14 protein-coding genes are annotated in these 13,045 nt (G+C 56.9%); 11 read left to right on the top strand and 3 right to left on the bottom strand.

The window, feature by feature from the left end; all coding sequences use genetic code 11:
• The 4 genes from QRD42_RS14970 to rimL all read left to right on the top strand — a co-directional run.
• Positions 1 to 187: hypothetical protein (locus tag QRD42_RS14970; protein WP_321987512.1), on the top strand; the 187-nt coding region annotated here is incomplete at its 5' end.
• Positions 184 to 1,044 (top strand): AraC family transcriptional regulator, encoded by an 861-nt coding sequence (locus QRD42_RS14965; protein WP_321987511.1) that lies wholly within the window; start codon positions 184 to 186, stop codon positions 1,042 to 1,044. The genes QRD42_RS14970 and QRD42_RS14965, both read left to right, overlap by 4 nt.
• 209 nt (positions 1,045 to 1,253) lie before the next feature.
• Positions 1,254 to 2,909 (top strand): glucan biosynthesis protein D, encoded by a 1,656-nt coding sequence (locus tag QRD42_RS14960; RefSeq protein WP_072568537.1) that lies wholly within the window; start codon positions 1,254 to 1,256, stop codon positions 2,907 to 2,909.
• 166 nt (positions 2,910 to 3,075) lie between these two features.
• On the top strand, positions 3,076 to 3,627 hold the full coding sequence (gene rimL / locus QRD42_RS14955; protein WP_072568536.1) for a 50S ribosomal protein L7/L12-serine acetyltransferase: 552 nt from the start codon (positions 3,076 to 3,078) through the stop codon (positions 3,625 to 3,627).
• On the opposite strand, the gene ydcK is transcribed toward rimL, so the two are convergent.
• Positions 3,619 to 4,599 carry a YdcK family protein gene (gene ydcK, locus QRD42_RS14950; RefSeq protein ID WP_321987510.1) on the bottom strand — a complete coding sequence of 327 codons (981 nt, stop codon included), beginning with the start codon at positions 4,597 to 4,599 and terminating at the stop codon, positions 3,619 to 3,621. The two genes, rimL and ydcK, sit on opposite strands and share 9 nt — an antisense overlap.
• A 111-nt stretch (positions 4,600 to 4,710) precedes the next feature.
• Here ydcK and tehA point away from each other — a divergent pair, with 111 nt between their 5' ends.
• The 3 genes from tehA (at position 4,711) to QRD42_RS14935 (ending at position 7,110) form a co-directional block, all read left to right on the top strand.
• Positions 4,711 to 5,712, top strand: a complete 1,002-nt coding sequence (gene tehA / locus QRD42_RS14945) for a dicarboxylate transporter/tellurite-resistance protein TehA (RefSeq protein WP_321987509.1) — start codon at positions 4,711 to 4,713, stop codon at positions 5,710 to 5,712.
• The gene (gene tehB, locus QRD42_RS14940) at positions 5,712 to 6,308 is read left to right on the top strand and encodes a tellurite resistance methyltransferase TehB (protein WP_321987508.1); all 597 of its coding nucleotides are present in this window, start codon (positions 5,712 to 5,714) and stop codon (positions 6,306 to 6,308) included. The genes tehA and tehB overlap by 1 nt, the downstream gene beginning before the upstream one ends.
• 133 nt (positions 6,309 to 6,441) lie before the next feature.
• Positions 6,442 to 7,110: a DUF3313 domain-containing protein gene (locus tag QRD42_RS14935; protein ID WP_321987507.1), complete on the top strand. Its 669-nt coding sequence runs from the start codon at positions 6,442 to 6,444 to the stop codon at positions 7,108 to 7,110.
• Between the two features lie 30 nt (positions 7,111 to 7,140).
• On the opposite strand, the gene QRD42_RS14930 is transcribed toward QRD42_RS14935, so the two are convergent.
• A complete protein-coding gene (locus QRD42_RS14930) occupies positions 7,141 to 8,049 on the bottom strand; it encodes a DMT family transporter (RefSeq protein ID WP_321987506.1) in 909 nt (302 codons plus the stop codon).
• Between QRD42_RS14930 and QRD42_RS14925 the strand changes: the two genes are divergently transcribed.
• Together QRD42_RS14925 and QRD42_RS14920 are read left to right on the top strand one after the other, a co-directional pair.
• Positions 8,048 to 8,215, top strand: a complete 168-nt coding sequence (locus QRD42_RS14925) for a hypothetical protein (RefSeq protein ID WP_158684895.1) — start codon at positions 8,048 to 8,050, stop codon at positions 8,213 to 8,215. The genes QRD42_RS14930 and QRD42_RS14925 overlap by 2 nt on opposite strands.
• 8 nt (positions 8,216 to 8,223) lie before the next feature.
• Entirely contained in the window at positions 8,224 to 9,096 is an 873-nt protein-coding gene (locus tag QRD42_RS14920) for a helix-turn-helix transcriptional regulator (protein WP_072569451.1), read from the top strand.
• Here QRD42_RS14920 and QRD42_RS14915 read toward each other — a convergent pair.
• On the bottom strand, positions 9,076 to 10,242 hold the full coding sequence (locus QRD42_RS14915) for a benzoate/H(+) symporter BenE family transporter (RefSeq protein WP_321987505.1): 1,167 nt from the start codon (positions 10,240 to 10,242) through the stop codon (positions 9,076 to 9,078). The two genes, QRD42_RS14920 and QRD42_RS14915, sit on opposite strands and share 21 nt — an antisense overlap.
• Before the next feature lie 88 nt (positions 10,243 to 10,330).
• On the opposite strand from QRD42_RS14915, the gene QRD42_RS14910 reads away from it, so the two are divergent.
• Both QRD42_RS14910 and QRD42_RS14905 read left to right on the top strand, forming a co-directional pair.
• Positions 10,331 to 10,876: a helix-turn-helix domain-containing protein gene (locus tag QRD42_RS14910; protein WP_321988774.1), complete on the top strand. Its 546-nt coding sequence runs from the start codon at positions 10,331 to 10,333 to the stop codon at positions 10,874 to 10,876.
• 80 nt (positions 10,877 to 10,956) lie between these two features.
• Positions 10,957 to 12,921, top strand: a complete 1,965-nt coding sequence (locus QRD42_RS14905; RefSeq protein ID WP_321988773.1) for a peptidase U32 family protein — start codon at positions 10,957 to 10,959, stop codon at positions 12,919 to 12,921.
• Positions 12,922 to 13,045 lie beyond the last annotated feature (124 nt).

Below are 13,045 nucleotides of genomic sequence, written 5' to 3'. Positions count from 1 at the left end.
CGTAACTGAAACAAAGTTTCACTCTGTATTCGATGACGACGAAAATAGGGGGGATCAGCACCGCGAAGCGTTAGCAAGATCACAAAAGAAAACATGGAGGGAAGCAGACAGGATAATACGGCTATTTTCAGGGAATATTTTTAACTATGCTGAAGCGAAATTTAACTATCTTGACCTTAGCCTATGACTGACCAGGCCCTGTTAGATCGCATCAGCCTTGATGACTTCTCAGCGGAATTCAAAAGAAGCAGCGGCAGGAGTGTGAACTATTACCACTGGCATCAGTGCCTGGAGCTGCTTTACATCGAAAGCGGGGTGGGTATTGTGGTGGTGGATAATCAAAAATTCACCGCCCGAGCAGGGCGGCTTTTTGTTTTTCCGCAGGGTAAAATCCACAAGGTCATGGTGGAGAATTCCGACGCTAACCGTTATCGCCGCACTATTATTCATGTCGATGCGGCGATGATGAGCGGCTATCTGCGCCCTTTTTCCCAGCGGCATCAATTATTTTTACAGATCGCCGACGCCGGGGCGCGGGTATCGATTTACGATCTTTCAGGCGCGGCGGATAAATTTGCAGGAATGCTGCAAACCTTCTGGGAAAATTATCATGAAGCGGGCAGCAAAACTGAACTCATGGCGCTGCTGCTGTTAAATATTCTGGGTTTTCTCTCCAGCGGCGTTTATGTCAGGGCAGGGAACAGCGGGGTACTTTCATCGAAAATCATGAATTATATCGAGGTGAATTATGCGCATAAAATCAGCCTCGAAAATATGGCGGCCAGCCTGAATGTCTCAGGGAGTTATGCGTCCAGGACATTTCGTAAGGAAACCGGCGGCACCATTCAGGAATATATTATCATTCGCCGCATCAAACATGCCTGTGAATTACTGGAGCACTCCACTCTTTCTGTGTCTGACATCGCCACGCAAAGTGGTTTTAACCATGTAACCTATTTTATTAAGTGTTTTAATGATGTGATGGGCTGTGCGCCGCTGAAGTACAAACAGCGGGTGATTACCTCTAAAAAATCGGCGTGTTAGCCATACATTCTGTTGACATTTCATACACTTCTTTACGCAGGAATCAGTGCGCTCCCATCGACAGGGCGAGATTGCAACTTTGCGCAGACGATCACCAACCAGGCATTGGATTCTCTATGTTTTTTGTCTAGAGTGAGCGTTCTTTTTGATGCCGCTGTTTCGCCAGTGGCGGAACGCATTCACCCGACCAGAAGGATGTTTTCTCAGGCATGAACCGCAGACGATTTATTAAAGGCTCTATGGCCCTGGCCGCTGCGTGCGGAACAACGGGATTCGCCTCTCTCTTCCCCCGTGCGGCATTTGCTGCGGAACCTGGCATTGCCGATGGTCAAAGCCGTCGCTTCGATTTTTCCGTACTGCAATCTATGGCCCATGACCTGGCGCAGAACGCCTGGGCCGGTAAACCTAAGCCGCTGCCGGATACGCTGGCCACACTGACGCCGCAGGCTTACAACAGCATCCAGTACGATGCGCAGCACTCATTGTGGAACAACATCCCGGATCGCCAGCTGGATATTCAGTTCTTCCACGTCGGCATGGGTTTCCGCCGCCGCGTGCGCATGTTCTCACTGGATCCAGCCACCTCTGAAGCGCGCGAGATCCACTTCCGTCCGGAGTTGTTCAACTACCACGACGCGGGTGTGGACACTAAACAGCTGGAAGGGCAGAGCGATCTGGGCTTTGCCGGTTTCCGCGCCTTTAAAGCGCCGGAGCTGGCGCGCCGGGATATTGTTTCCTTCCTCGGCGCGAGCTATTTCCGCGCGGTGGACAGTACCTACCAGTACGGCTTATCCGCGCGCGGGGTGGCGATTGACACCTTTACCGACACACCGGAAGAATTCCCGGATTTCACCTCCTTCTGGTTTGAAACCGCGAAACCCACCGACACCACCTTCACCGTGTATGCGCTGCTGGACAGCCCGAGCCTGACCGGTGCCTACAAATTCGTGATCCACTGCGAGAAAAGCCAGGTGATCATGGAGGTGGATAACCATCTGTACGCGCGTAAAGACATCAAACAGCTCGGCATCTCGCCGATGACCAGCATGTTCAGCTGCGGCAACAACGAACGCCGTATGTGCGATACCATTCATCCGCAGATCCACGACTCCGACCGTCTGGCGATGTGGCGCGGCAACGGCGAGTGGATCTGTCGCCCGCTGAATAACCCGCAGAAGTTACAGTTCAACGCCTTTCAGGACGACAACCCGAAGGGCTTCGGGCTGCTGCAACTGGACCGCGATTTCTCCCACTATCAGGACATCATGGGCTGGTATAACAAACGCCCGAGCCTGTGGGTGGAGCCGCGCAACAAGTGGGGCAAAGGGTCTGTGGCGCTGATGGAGATCCCGACCACCGGCGAAACCCTGGATAACATCGTCTGCTTCTGGCAGCCGGAGCGGCCGATCAAAGCAGGTGAAGATCTCGCCTTCCAGTACCGTCTCTACTGGAGCGCGCAACCGCCGGTGCATACGCCGATGGCGCGCGTGCTGGCGACCCGTACCGGCATGGGCGGTTTCCCGGAAGGCTGGGCGCCGGGCGAGCATTATCCGCAGGTATGGGCGCGTCGCTTCGCGGTGGATTTTGTCGGCGGCGATATTAAAGCGTCAGCACCGAAGGGCATTGAGCCGGTGATCACCCTGTCGAACGGCGAAGCGAAACAGGTGGAGATCCTCTACGTTGAGCCGATCGACGGCTATCGCATCCAGTTCGACTGGTATCCCACTAATGATTCCACCGATCCGGTGGATATGCGCATGTTCCTGCGCTGTCAGGGCGATGCCATCAGCGAAACCTGGCTGTACCAGTATTTCCCGCCCGCGCCCGACAAGCGTAATTACGTCGATGACCGCGTAATGCGTTAATATTTGTAACTTGCAGGCCGGGTAAGCATCAGCGCCACCCGGCGGTGCCGGTATTGTGCCCGGCGGCGCAGGCTTGCCGGGCCTACGTTTCTGCTCAGMGCCTGTAAACCGTAGGCCGGGTAAGCGTCAGCGCCACCCGGCATTTTTCCCGCCTCAAGGAGTTCCCATGACTCAGGACGACCTTATTCCCGTCAGCGACACCCTCACGCTCTGCGCCATCAACGAGCAGGACGTCCCCGAGCTGCACCAACTGGTGCTGAAAAACAAAACCTGGCTGCAACAGTTCTTAAACTGGCCGCAATATGTCGGTTCGGAAGACGACTCGCTGAAAAACGCGCAGAGCAACATCATGCTGCACCAGCGCGGCTACGCGAAAATGTTCCTGCTGAAGTTCAACGAACGCATCGTCGGCGTGCTGTCGTTCAACTCTGTAGAGCCGTCTAATAAAACGGCCTATATCGGCTACTGGCTGGATGAAGATCATCAGGGGAAAGGGTTGCTGTCGCAGGCGTTACAGGCATTTATGGCGTTTTACGCCGCGCGCGGGGAAGTGCGCCGTTTTGTGATCAAATGCCGGGTGGACAACGCCGCCAGCAATCAGGTAGCGCTGCGCAATGGCTTTACGCGCGAAGGCTGTCTGAAAGAGGCCGAATTCCTTAACGGCCGCTTTGACGATCAGTATATTTACGCGCGTATTATCGATTCGGCGTCACAGTGAGCCGATAAGCGGCGTGCGGGTGATATGCTCCGCGCCGTTCAGCACCTTTGGCCCGCGCAGGTGAATACCACCCTCGGCGTGACCTGAGATGTTGACGGTGCCGCTGATCTCCACCTGCTGCTCGATCAGGACATTGCCGCTGATTTTCGCCTCGCCCTGAATAATGACTTTGTTATCCAGCAGGATCGGGCCGCCGTGCAGCCATGCGTGACCGCCGACCAGCACGTGATGTTTGAGCACACAGTTGCCTTCCACCACCGCATGTTCCGCCACCTGCGCGCTGTAGCGCAGCGTCGGAATGGCGTCTTCCTCACTGCCTGCCACCACCCGCGCATGGCCGTAAACTTTGGCGCAGTCGCACACCCAGACGTTATTTTCCTCGTTGCCTTCCAGCAGGGCGAAGTCAAACACCTCAGCGCGGTGCTCGATAAAAGCATCGTTGACGATGGCGTCACCATAAACTTGCGCCTGGTGCACCACGCGGGAACGGCTTACCGTCGCGCGCTGGAAGATACGCAATCGCTGGTGCTGGTCGGGCGTCATACCGCGGGCGGCGATAACTTCGCTGCCGTTAAGCACCCGCGCTTCGTCGGCAATGTCACAGTCGCCGTGCACCCTTGACGCCTGCACCAGCACCGTACCGCACAGCCTTGCGCCATGGCTGATTTCCGCGGCGTCCACCCAGGCGTTATCGCTGATCTCTGCGTTATGACGCAGAATGCATGCGCCGGTAATACGGGCGTTATCGCGGATCTGGCAGCCGTCAAAAGCGAGGCTGTTTTCATCGTAGATCCAGCAGTCGCCGTGCTGAGAAAGCACGCTTTCATCATCGATCCAGCCGCCGGGCGTCCCGGCAGTGACATCGTTAAAATCGTTAAGGGCTATAATCTGGCGCAGACTGATGCTGCGCTTTTCCACGCCGTCCTGATAGCTGAACGTGCGGCACTCATCGCTGAGACGATATTTATTCATCTTGGTTATTCCGCAGAAGCCTTCACTGAGCGTAGCAAAATTTACGTCACTGGCTATCTGGCGCGAATTTCCATAAAATGTATTTCAAATATCATTTAAAAATTCAACAAAATGTGTAACCGAATTGTTAGCAAAAAAGTGCTGCATTTGCCCGCCGGTTATTTCGGGATGGTGCTGGGGATTATCGGTATGGGCTTCGCCTGGCGTTATGCCAGCACTATCTGGCCGGTCAGCCACGTCATTGGCGACGGGCTGGTCGCGCTGGCGACCTGTATCTGGGCGTTGCTGACGCTGGCATTTCTGTGGCGACTGGCGCGCTATCCGTACAGCGTTTTGCGGGAGATGCGTCATCCGGTGCAGAGCAGCTTTGTGAGCCTCTTTCCGGCGACCACCATGCTGGTGGCCATCGGCATGGTGCCCTGGTGGCGCGCGCTGGCGCTGGGACTGTTTATCGTCGGGGTGACGGTGCAGCTAACCTATGCCGCCTGGCAATCCGCAGGCCTCTGGCGTGGCCGTCATCCGCAGGACGCCACCACGCCGGGGCTGTATCTGCCGACGGTGGCGAATAACTTTATCAGCGCCATGGCCTGCGGCGCGCTCGGTTTTCATGACGCCGGGCTGGTGTTTTTAGGGGCCGGCGTCTTCTCCTGGCTCAGCCTTGAACCGGCGATCCTTCACCGGCTGCGCAGCGCCGGGGAGCTGCCCGTCGCCATGCGCACGTCCCTCGGCATCCAGCTTGCGCCCGCGCTGGTCGCCTGTAGCGCCTGGTTTAGCGTCAACGGCGGCGAGGCGGACACCTTCGCCAAAATGCTGTTTGGCTATGGTCTGCTGCAACTGCTGTTTATGCTGCGGCTGATCCCCTGGTATCTGTCGCAGCCGTTTAACGCCACCTTCTGGAGCTTCTCATTCGGCGTGTCGGCGCTGGCAACCACCGGGTTACATCTGGGGCACAGCGCGGGCGCGGGATTCTTTCACACGCTAGCGCTGCCGCTGTTTGTATTCTGCAATCTGATCATTGTGCTGCTGGGGATCAAAACCCTGATGCTGTTATTCCAGGGCAAACTGCTGACCCGCGTCGACCCGGCACAATTAATTAACGCTAAGGATGAATAATGACCACTCGCGATGAAAACTATTTTACTGAGAAATACGGCCTGACCCGTACCCATTCCGAAGTGCTGGAAGCCGGGGCGATGATCCCACCGGGCAAAACCCTGGATCTGGGCTGTGGCAACGGGCGAAACAGCGTCTGGCTGGCGGCAAAAGGCTTTAACGTAACGGCGTGGGATAAAAACCCCAACAGCATTGCTAACCTGCAACGCATCAAAGCAGCGGAAGGGCTGGATAATCTTGAGATTGCTATTCAGGATCTGAACGCGCTGACCTTCAATGGCGAATACGATTTTATTTTATCCACCGTGGTGATGATGTTCCTTGAGCCGCAAACTATTCCGGGGCTGATCGCCAATATGCAGCGCTGCACCGTGCCGGGGGGCTACAACCTGATTGTCGCCGCCATGGATACCGAAGATTTTCCGTGCAATGTCGGCTTCCCGTTTGCCTTTAAAGAAGGTGAACTGCGCAACTATTACGACGGCTGGGAGATCGTGAAATACAATGAAAACCCCGGGGAATTACACCGCACCGATGCGAACGGCAACCGCATTAAACTGCGCTTCGCCACGCTGCTGGCGCGTAAAGCCGCCTGAGCATAAATTACCCGGCCTGATGCCGGGTTTTTTATTTGTCTGAAATGTGCGCCACGCCTCTTTTAGTCACAACAGCGACACAATGGTTTTGCTATAACCACCTGTGCATATGTGCACTAACTGAGATCTTATTATGCGTACTCATACTTTATTTAAAGTTGCAGTGCTTACCGGCCTGCTCACCCTGGCAGGCTGTGCGTCGAAAGTGGCGGAGCCTGATAACTATTCCGGGTTTTTGAAAGATTATTCTGGCTTGCAGCAAACCACCTCCGCATCGGGTAAACCTGTTTTGCGTTGGGTGGATCCCAATTTTGATCCCAACCAGTACGACAGCATTATTTATCATCCGGTGACTTACTATCCGGTGGCAAAACCGACCTCGCAAATCGGGCAGCAAACGCTGGATGGTCTGCTGAACTACACCAACAGCAAACTGAAACCTGCCATCGGGCAGCGTAAACCGCTGGTGACGTCGCCCGGCGCGCACAGCCTGATTTTCCGCGGGGCGATCACCGGCGTGGATTCCAGCAAAGAAGGACTACAGTTCTATGAAGTGGTGCCGGTCGCGCTGCTGGTCGCGGGGACGCAGGCCGCCACCGGGCACCGTACCATGGACACGCATCTCTATTTTGAAGGCGAACTGATTGACGCCGCCACCAATAAACCGGTGCTGAAAGTGGTGCGTAAGGGCGAAGGGAAAGATCTCAATAATGAAAGCACGCCGATGACCGTCGAAACCTTAAAACAGGTGGTTGACGACATGGCGACCGACGCCACCATGTTCGATCTCAACAAAAAGTAAAACCGCGCGCCACCGACCGGTGGCGCAGTTTTATGCCTGTTTCACCCGCCAGCCCCTGCCGGTAAACCACTTTTCCGGGCGGGCGAACATCACCAGATTGCCCACCAGGATCAGCGCCAGTCCGCACACTGCATTCAGATGCCAGACATAACCCTCATACAGGGTGGAGATGGTCAGGGCGACCAGCGGAAACAGCAGGGTGCTGTATGCCGCTTTGCTGGGGCCGATGCGTCCGACCAGCGTGAAGTACGCGCCGAAGCCGATTACCGAGCCAAACAGCGCCAGATAGACCAGCGCGCCGAGGTAAGAGAGCGTCCAGTCCGGGGTAAAATCGTCGCCGCGCACCAGCGCAATCCCGCCCATAATCAGCGTGCCGTAGAGCATCGCCCAGGCGTTAGTGGTCATGGTTTCCAGCCCGTTACGCTGATGGCGCAGGCTGATCATATTGCCCATCGAAAACCCCAGGGTGCCGAGCGCCGACAAGCCGATACCCATCAGCAGCGTACTGCTCATATCGGTGGCGACCAGATCGTGCCAGAACAGGGCGACAATGCCGCAAAGTCCCAGCACCGCCGCCAGATAAAAGCGGGCAGGTGGCCGGTTACCGAAAAACAGAAAACTGTTGATGGCGTTAAACAGCACCGCCATGGAGAAGATCACCGACTCCAGCCCGGTATTAATCCATGCCGCCGCGGTATAAAAACACCAGAAGTTAAAGCCGAACACGCAGCCGCCCTGCAACAGGCAAAACAGGTGATCGCGTCGCGCCAGCGGCCGCAGACGCCGCCACACAATAAGCGTCGTCATGATGACCAGGGTCGCCAGCGCAAAGCGCCAGAATATAGAAACCGGTGCCGGGACGCTGCCCTGTTGTAAAAAGATGGCGATCCAGGTGGTGCCCCAGATCACCACCACCAGGCAATACAATAATGCGTTCATGTTTTATCTCTTCTCGGTTGACCTGCTGCTGATTCTGGCGTGGCATTTCGCCCGCGGCTTGCACCGTATTGCGGTCAACTTGCAAATTCTTGCGCTTTTTTATCGGGCGGCGGGACAATATGCGGGGAAGGCGGGTAAACTGCGGATCTGGTTAATCATTTGTTAAGCGGCGTTATGGCGGAAACTTATCGGGCGTTTGAAAATCTGCGCAATCACAATGCGGTGCTGCATGATTCGGTGGCGCTTAATACCGGTATGCAGCTGGCCGCCTGGTCTAACACGCGCGATAACATCACCCAGTATTGCGATCACCACACGCTGAGCCTGTACATCGCCGACGGTTACGAGAGCTATCACAAAACCTCCGGCGGCTGGAAGAATGGCGGCGGCCCTGATCGTTTCTGCCTGATGCCGACCGACAGCGAATCCAGCTGGGATATTCGCGACGACCTCTCCTTTGTGCATCTCTACTGTACCGATGCGCATCTGCGTACGGTCAGCGAGCAAATCTGGGATCGCCGTCCCGCGTCCTTAACTCTTAATGAACAGATGTTTGGCGAAGACGCGCAGATCACCGCGCTGTACCGTCATTTTCTGCTCGGCTGCGACTGGCAGCAGCAGGCGAATCAGCTGACGCTGAGCACTGCCTCAACCTTACTGTTAACCCATCTGGTGCAGCACTACAGCAACGTGCGCTGGCGGCTGCCGACCGTCACCGGCGGGCTGTCGCCGTCGGTATTGCGCAACGTCCTGGCCTATATTGACGCCAGCCTCGCGCAACCGCTGACGCTCGCGGATCTGGCCGCCGAAGCGGCATTAAGCGAATTCCATTTCGCGCGCATGTTTCGCCAGTCGATGGGGCTGGCGCCGCATCAGTATGTGATGCAGCGCCGCATGGCGCAGGCCGAGCAGATGGTGCGCTACAGCGACAGCTCCCTGACCGATATTGCGCTGGCCTGTGGCTTTAACTCCGCCAGCCATTTCAGCAACCGCTTTAAAAGCGTCACCGGCATAACGCCGTCGCAGCTACGCGCGCGCCGCGCGTGACAGCAGGGCGTAGCATGCGCCACCTATAATCAATCCCCAGAAGGCGGAGCCGATGCCGAGCAGCGTAATGCCGCTGGCGGTGATGAGAAAGGTGACAATGGCCGCGTCACGCTCACGGGGATGCGCCAGCGCCTGATACAGGCTGCCGCTGAAGGTGCCGAGCAACGCCAGCCCCGCCAGCGTCTGGATCCAGCTCACCGGCAGCGCCGTCATCAGCGCGGTAATGGAACCGCCAAAAATCCCCGCCAGCAGATAAAACCCTCCGGCAGCCATTGCAGCCAGCCAGCGTTTACTGGCGTCAGGATGCGCATCAGGGCTGAGACACACCGCCGCGCTGATCGCGCCAATGCACACCGAAAACGCGCCGAAACCCGACAGCAGTACCGTTAACCCGCCGGTAAACATTATCAGCGGCGAAACGGGAACCTGATAGCCCGCCGCCTGAAAGGTCGCCACGCCAGGCGCGTTTTGCGATGCCATGGTGACGAGGAAAAAAGGAATGCCGATGCTGATAAGGGTGGTCAGGCTGAACTGCGGGGCGATAAATTCCGGCATGACCGGGTTAAAATGCAGTCCATAAGTGACAACGTCACCTGAAGCCCATGCGGCGACAATCCCCGCCAGCAGCGTGCCGACAATGGCGTAGCGGGGCGCGAACGCCTTGCCCAGCACCCACGCCAGCAGCATACTGCCGCATAATAAAAAGTGTCCCTCAATATTCCTGAAGGCTTGCAGGCCAAAACGCAGTAAGATGCCGCCCAGCATGGCGGCAGCCAGCGAATGGGGAATAATTTTCATCAGCCGTGCAAATAAGCCGGTGAGGCCGCACAGCAGGATCAGCGCATTGGCGAAAATAAAAACGCCTACCGCTTCGTTAATGCTTACCCCGTGCAGGCTGGTCGCCAGCAGCGCCGCGCCGGGCGTGGACCATGCGGTGAGCAGCGGAACGCGGTACCATAGGGTCAGCGCCAGCGTACTGACGCCCATCGCGAGGCCGAGGGCGGTCATCCAGCCGGCGATCTGCGCCTCGCTGGCACCGGCGGCAGAAGCGGCCTGCCAGATAATGGCCGCCGAGCTGGCGTAACCGACCAGCACCGCAACAAAACCCGCGAGCAGCGCGGGGAGTGGGAAAGAGAACGGACGCATAATGATCCTTGTGCGTTATAGCGTCCGCACAAGCTATCATTGTGCGCTATAACGTACAAGCGACGGGTAATGCAACCAGGAGAAAATGATGGATCTGACACAGTATCTGGCCGGGACGCTGAAAAGCCTGCGTCAGGCGCGGGGCTGGAGTTTGTCACGGCTGGCGGAAGAAACGGGTGTATCCAAGGCGATGCTCGGCCAGATTGAGCGCAACGAGTCCAGCCCGACGGTGGCGACGCTGTGGAAAATCGCCACCGGCCTGAACGTGCCGTTTTCGACCTTTATTGCCGCGCCCGATACGATGGCGCCGCAGGCCTACGATCCCGACCAGCAGGCGATGGTGATCACGCCCTTGTTTCCCTGGGATGCACAACTGCACTTTGATCTGTTTTCCATCACGCTGGCCCCCGGCGCGCTGAGCGAATCTACGCCCCACGAATGCGGTGTGATTGAACATGTGGTGGTGATTTCAGGCGTGCTGGAGATGTGTCTCGACGGCCAGTGGCAGACCATAAGCGCCAACAGCGGCGTACGTTTTGCGGCGGATAAAGCGCATGCCTATCGCAACAGCACCGCGCAGACCGTGCACTTTCATTCACTGATCCATTACCCCAAAGAAAAAAGCCGCGGTTAAGGCGTGGAAAGTGTTTTGGTCTGTGGGCTATTCTCACTACAATAGCGGCCATTTTGACCATCCTGGATAACGACGACCGTATGCGCCTGCAATCCCATCATCTTGAATTATTAAGCCCGGCCCGTGATACCGACATCGCCCGCGAAGCCATTCTTCACGGCGCGGATGCGGTCTACATCGGCGGCCCCGGCTTTGGTGCCCGCCACAATGCCAGCAACAGCTTGCAGGACATTGCGAAACTGGTGCCTTTTGCCCACCGCTATGGCGCGAAGGTGTTTGTGACGCTGAACACCATTCTCCATGATGATGAGCTGGAACCGGCGCAGCGGCTGATCACCGATCTCTACCAGACCGGCGTGGATGCGCTGATCGTCCAGGACATGGGCGTGCTGGAACTGGATATTCCGCCGATTGAACTGCACGCCAGCACCCAGTGCGATATTCGCAGCGTTGAAAAAGCCAAATTCCTCTCGGATGTCGGCTTCTCACAGATTGTGCTGGCACGTGAACTTGACCTTCAGCAGATCAAGGCCATCCATCAGGCCACCGACGCCACCATTGAATTTTTCATTCATGGCGCGCTGTGCGTGGCGTACTCCGGCCAGTGCTACATTTCTCATGCCCAGACCGGGCGCAGCGCCAACCGCGGCGACTGCTCGCAGGCCTGTCGTCTGCCGTATACCCTGAAAGACGATCAGGGCCGCGTGGTGTCCTATGAAAAACACCTGCTGTCGATGAAAGACAACGACCAGACTGCCAACCTCGGACAGCTGATCGATGCCGGTGTGCGCTCCTTCAAAATTGAAGGGCGCTATAAGGACATGAGCTATGTGAAGAACATCACCGCCCATTACCGCCAGATGCTCGATGCCATTATTGAAGATCGCGGCGACCTGGCGCGCTCTTCAGCCGGGCGTACCGAGCACTTCTTTGTTCCGTCCACGGATAAAACTTTCCATCGTGGTAGTACCGATTATTTTGTGAATGCCCGTAAGGCTGACATCGGCGCCTTTGATTCGCCGAAATTTATCGGCCTGCCGGTAGGAGAAGTCCTGCGTGTGGGTAAAGATCACCTGGATGTGGAAGTCACTGAACCCCTGGCGAACGGCGACGGGCTGAACGTGATGATCAAGCGCGAAATCGTTGGTTTTCGTGCCAACACGGTGGAGAAAACCGCCGAAAACCGTTATCGCGTTTTCCCGAACGAGATGCCCGCCGATCTGCATAAAGTGAAGCCGCATACCGCGCTGAACCGTAACCTCGACCATAACTGGCAGCAGGCGCTGACCAAAACCTCCAGTGAACGCCGCATCGCGGTGGATATCGAGCTGGGCGGCTGGCAGGAACAGCTGATCCTCACCGTCACCTGTGAAGACGGCATCAGCGTCACCCATACGCTGGACGGTCAGTTCGATGAGGCCAATAACGCCGAAAAAGCGTTAAACCAGTTGCAGGATGGCCTGGCAAAATTAGGCCAGACCCGTTACTACGCGCGCGATATTCAGGTAAACCTGCCGGGCGCGCTCTTTGTGCCGAACAGTCTGCTGAACCAGCTGCGCCGTGAAACCATTGAGCTTCTTGAGGATGCCCGTCTGGCAAACTACCAGCGCGGCAGCCGTAAACCGGTAGCCGTGCCCCCGCCGGTGTACCCGGAAACCCATCTGTCGTTCCTCGCCAACGTCTATAACGCCAAAGCGCGGGCTTTTTATCATCGCTACGGTGTACAGCTGATCGATGCCGCTTACGAGGCGCACGAAGAGAAGGGCGACGTGCCGGTGATGATCACCAAACACTGCCTGCGTTTTGCGTTTAATCTCTGCCCGAAACAGGCGAAAGGCTCGATCAAGAGCTGGAAAGCGACGCCGATGCAGCTGGTGCATGGCGATGAGGTGTTAACCCTGAAATTTGACTGCCGTCCGTGCGAGATGCACGTGGTGGGCAAGATCAAAAATCATATCCTTAAAATGCCGCATCCGGGCAGCGTGGTGGCGTCGGTGAGTCCTGAAGATCTGATGAAGACCTTGCCGAAACGCAAAGGGGTTTGACGTTATTGCCGGGTGGCGGCTACGCCTTACCCGGCCTGGGGTATGGKGTGGTTGYGTGAATGTGCCGGGTGRCGGCTRCGCCTTACCCGGCCTACGTATGGTGTGGTTGCGTGAATGTGCCGGG

The organism is Enterobacter sp. PGRG2, assembly GCF_030291195.1.
Taxonomy (GTDB): Bacteria; Pseudomonadota; Gammaproteobacteria; order Enterobacterales; family Enterobacteriaceae; genus Enterobacter_D.
This window is presented reverse-complemented; position numbering and strand designations above follow the sequence as displayed.

Bases quoted from the DNA above. Each gene is read 5' to 3' on its own strand.
- QRD42_RS14925 (WP_158684895.1), top strand. From the start codon at position 8,048: ATGTTTTATCTCTTCTCGGTTGACCTGCTGCTGATTCTGGCGTGGCAT.
- QRD42_RS14905 (WP_321988773.1), top strand. From the start codon at position 10,957: ATGCGCCTGCAATCCCATCATCTTGAATTATTAAGCCCGGCCCGTGAT.
- tehA (WP_321987509.1), top strand. From the start codon at position 4,711: ATGTGTAACCGAATTGTTAGCAAAAAAGTGCTGCATTTGCCCGCCGGT.
- tehB (WP_321987508.1), top strand. From the start codon at position 5,712: ATGACCACTCGCGATGAAAACTATTTTACTGAGAAATACGGCCTGACC.
- QRD42_RS14960 (WP_072568537.1), top strand. From the start codon at position 1,254: ATGAACCGCAGACGATTTATTAAAGGCTCTATGGCCCTGGCCGCTGCG.
- QRD42_RS14920 (WP_072569451.1), top strand. From the start codon at position 8,224: ATGGCGGAAACTTATCGGGCGTTTGAAAATCTGCGCAATCACAATGCG.
- QRD42_RS14935 (WP_321987507.1), top strand. From the start codon at position 6,442: ATGCGTACTCATACTTTATTTAAAGTTGCAGTGCTTACCGGCCTGCTC.
- QRD42_RS14915 (WP_321987505.1), bottom strand. From the start codon at position 10,242: ATGCGTCCGTTCTCTTTCCCACTCCCCGCGCTGCTCGCGGGTTTTGTT.
- QRD42_RS14965 (WP_321987511.1), top strand. From the start codon at position 184: ATGACTGACCAGGCCCTGTTAGATCGCATCAGCCTTGATGACTTCTCA.
- QRD42_RS14930 (WP_321987506.1), bottom strand. From the start codon at position 8,049: ATGAACGCATTATTGTATTGCCTGGTGGTGGTGATCTGGGGCACCACC.
- ydcK (WP_321987510.1), bottom strand. From the start codon at position 4,599: ATGAATAAATATCGTCTCAGCGATGAGTGCCGCACGTTCAGCTATCAG.
- rimL (WP_072568536.1), top strand. From the start codon at position 3,076: ATGACTCAGGACGACCTTATTCCCGTCAGCGACACCCTCACGCTCTGC.
- QRD42_RS14910 (WP_321988774.1), top strand. From the start codon at position 10,331: ATGGATCTGACACAGTATCTGGCCGGGACGCTGAAAAGCCTGCGTCAG.